The sequence below is a fragment of the Roseibium sp. genome, from assembly GCF_025698965.1.
Lineage (GTDB): Bacteria > Pseudomonadota > Alphaproteobacteria > Rhizobiales > Stappiaceae > Roseibium.
The window spans coordinates 1-2,573 of sequence record NZ_JAILWL010000670.1; the positions used below are offsets into that span (position 1 = coordinate 1).

The window sequence follows — 2,573 nt, forward strand, 5'->3', positions numbered from 1 at the left end:
CTGATCACCGTATATCCCTTCGCCTCCAGTTCTTAATTGTCCGATACATGCATTGCGACCTGTAATTTTCTCATTGGTCATTTATCATACCAATGATCGAAGACATCAGATCGGTGAACTCGCCCTCCTTACCCGGGGTGATTATCTCGAGTTCGCTGTGTTCGCGCAAAAACTGATCGGGTGCCAGATCTCCTTCCGAGACGGCCAGCAAATCCTGATAGCCGGTTCGGAACAAGAGGTCCGGATCGGGGCACGAGCCATAGATTGCCGTGGCTTGACCATTTTCAACATCGAGCGATATGTCCTCTCCATCGACCTTGAGTGCCGCCCGGAAGTTCATCTCTGGTTTTGCTGCTCTCTTGGCTGCTGCACCAAGTGTGGTCGCCACCGTTCGGAGATTGCCGGGAGCGACAACTTCACCTTCCGGCTCGAACTGAGCGCCGAACATGGCTAGTTCAAAGATGATTTCGCTTGTCTGCTGACCAAGATCAGTCAGTTCATAGACAACCGCACCATGACCACCATCACCCTTTTCAATTAGACCATCATCAACGAGTTTCCCGAGCCTTTCGGTCAGAAGATTTGCCGCGATACCGGTCAGGCCGCGTTGCAATTCAGTAAATCGCGCCGGGCCAGCATGAAGGTCTCTCAGTATCAGCAATGTCCAGCGATCGCCGATCCTGTCGAGGGCTCGGGCTATGGGACACAGAAGCTTGTACGAACGGTTCTTTGCCAAATTACCCTCACAGATATTTTACTTTAAAAAATAAAGTGATCACTTTATTTAGGTAAGTGAACTTAGCTCGGAGAAATCCCTTGTCAACTTTACCTAAAATTCTGGTCACCAGTGCCGCTGGAAAAACAGGGTTACCTGTCACATTGCAACTGCTTGAAAGAGGTTTTCCTGTACGTGCCTTTGTGCGTGAAGGGGACGCGCGCAGCATGGCGTTGGAAAAGGCTGGCGCCGAGATTTACATTGGAGATCAGTATTGCCTGCGTGATATGCGCGAGGCGATGACCGGTATCCGCCGAGCCTATCAGTGCGCGCCTACTGCGCCGAACGGGCTTCATTTCAATGCTGTATTTACTGCCGCGGTGGTCGAAGCACGCGTGGAACATGTTGTTACACTTGGGCAGTGGCTATCTTCCGCCGACCATCCTTCCTTTTTCACCAGAGAAGTTTATCTCAGCGACATCCTCATCAGGGTGCCTGCTGGTCTGTCGGTTACGTCGGTCAATCCAGGCTGGTTTGCCGACAATTACCTTATGGTGCTTGAAATGGCGGCGCATCTCGGCATTTTCGCCATGCCGCTTGGTGATGGGCGCATCAAGAAAAACGCGCCACCATCAAACGCGGACATTGCAAGCGTGGCCGTTGCGGCGCTGTGCGACCCTGAAAAACATGCTGGAAAAGCCTATCGTCCGACGGGGCCTGAGCTGTCGTCACCGGATGATGTTGCGCAAGCAATGGGTCGAGCCTTGGGACGCAAGGTGCGTTACGTGGACATTTCCGAGGCCATGATGACAAAGGCGCTGCGTGCGTTCCCACCTTCCAACTACTCGGAAGCCGCAGTGTCTCAGCTTGCCATTTATGCCGAAGAGTACCGTCGCGGCAGCTTCGCGGTAAACGCGCCAACGGGGGATGTTGAACTCGTCGGTGGGCGCTCTCCGGAGTCGTTTGAGAGCGTTGTGAAACAGGCTGTCGAGAAGCGTCCCGATCTTCGGACAAATCTTCTGAGGCAAGCTGGAGGTCTGGCAGCTTTTGCCAAGGTACTGCTGACACCATCGCTCAATCTCAAGAAGGTCGAGACTGTCCGGGACCATGTTCTGATCAAAGCCCCACGCTTTTGCCAGGAAACAACCGACTGGATGGCAACGCATTCGTCACACTCTCTGGCGGCGAGACCTGATCTTACATCGGAGCTGAACGTCTCGGCCTGATCCAAATTTTTTGAACGTCAATTCAATCGGAGCATTCCTATGACCAGTACGACAACGCTTCTTGAGCGAAATCGGCTCTTTTCTGAAAAATTCGGCGCTGCAGAATTGCCTATTCTGCCGAAACTGCGATCCGTTGTCCTGACATGTGGCGATGCCCGCGTGGACCCGGCGCATGTGCTTGGCCTTGAATTGGGCGACGCGGTCGTTATCCGCAACAATGGTGGCAGGGTCACGCGTGAAGCTCTAGAAGAGATTGCGTCTCTGGTCTTCCTGGTGCGCCAGATGGAAGGAGGAAAGAAAGGTCACTTTGAGCTTGTCCTCATGCAGCACACTCAATGTGGTTCAGAGCGATTTGCAAGTCCTGAAATCCAACATGCACTCAAGGAAAATCTTGGTATTGATGTGTCCGAGACCGCTATTCATGATCACGAGCAAAGCTTGAAAGAAGACATTCAGAGGCTTAAGGCAGCATCGGAAATTCCCGACTATGTCATTGTTTCTGCGTTGATTTATGACGTGAAAACCGGTAGCGCGCGCGAAATCGTAGCCCCGCGGCGATTGGGGGATATTGTTTTGGATTGAGTGAGACTTCAGACAAGCGAGTGGGGCAGGGAACTCTTGTTCTTCGGATC

General features: G+C 52.7%; 3 protein-coding genes. 2 read left to right on the plus strand and 1 reads right to left on the minus strand.

Annotated features, from left to right (window positions below):
* Positions 1–70: 70 nt before the first annotated feature.
* The gene (locus tag K5905_RS31405; protein WP_297591644.1) at positions 71–736 is read right to left on the minus strand and encodes a helix-turn-helix domain-containing protein; all 666 of its coding nucleotides are present in this window, start codon (positions 734–736) and stop codon (positions 71–73) included.
* Between the two features lie 80 nt (positions 737–816).
* On the opposite strand from K5905_RS31405, the gene K5905_RS31410 reads away from it, so the two are divergent.
* Both K5905_RS31410 and K5905_RS31415 read left to right on the plus strand, forming a co-directional pair.
* A complete protein-coding gene (locus K5905_RS31410) occupies positions 817–1,941 on the plus strand; it encodes an NmrA family NAD(P)-binding protein (RefSeq protein WP_297591645.1) in 1,125 nt (374 codons plus the stop codon).
* A 39-nt stretch (positions 1,942–1,980) separates the two neighbouring features.
* Complete coding sequence (locus K5905_RS31415) at positions 1,981–2,523, plus strand: carbonic anhydrase (RefSeq protein WP_297591646.1); 543 nt, start codon at positions 1,981–1,983, stop codon at positions 2,521–2,523.
* The last annotated feature ends 50 nt before the right edge of the window (positions 2,524–2,573 follow it).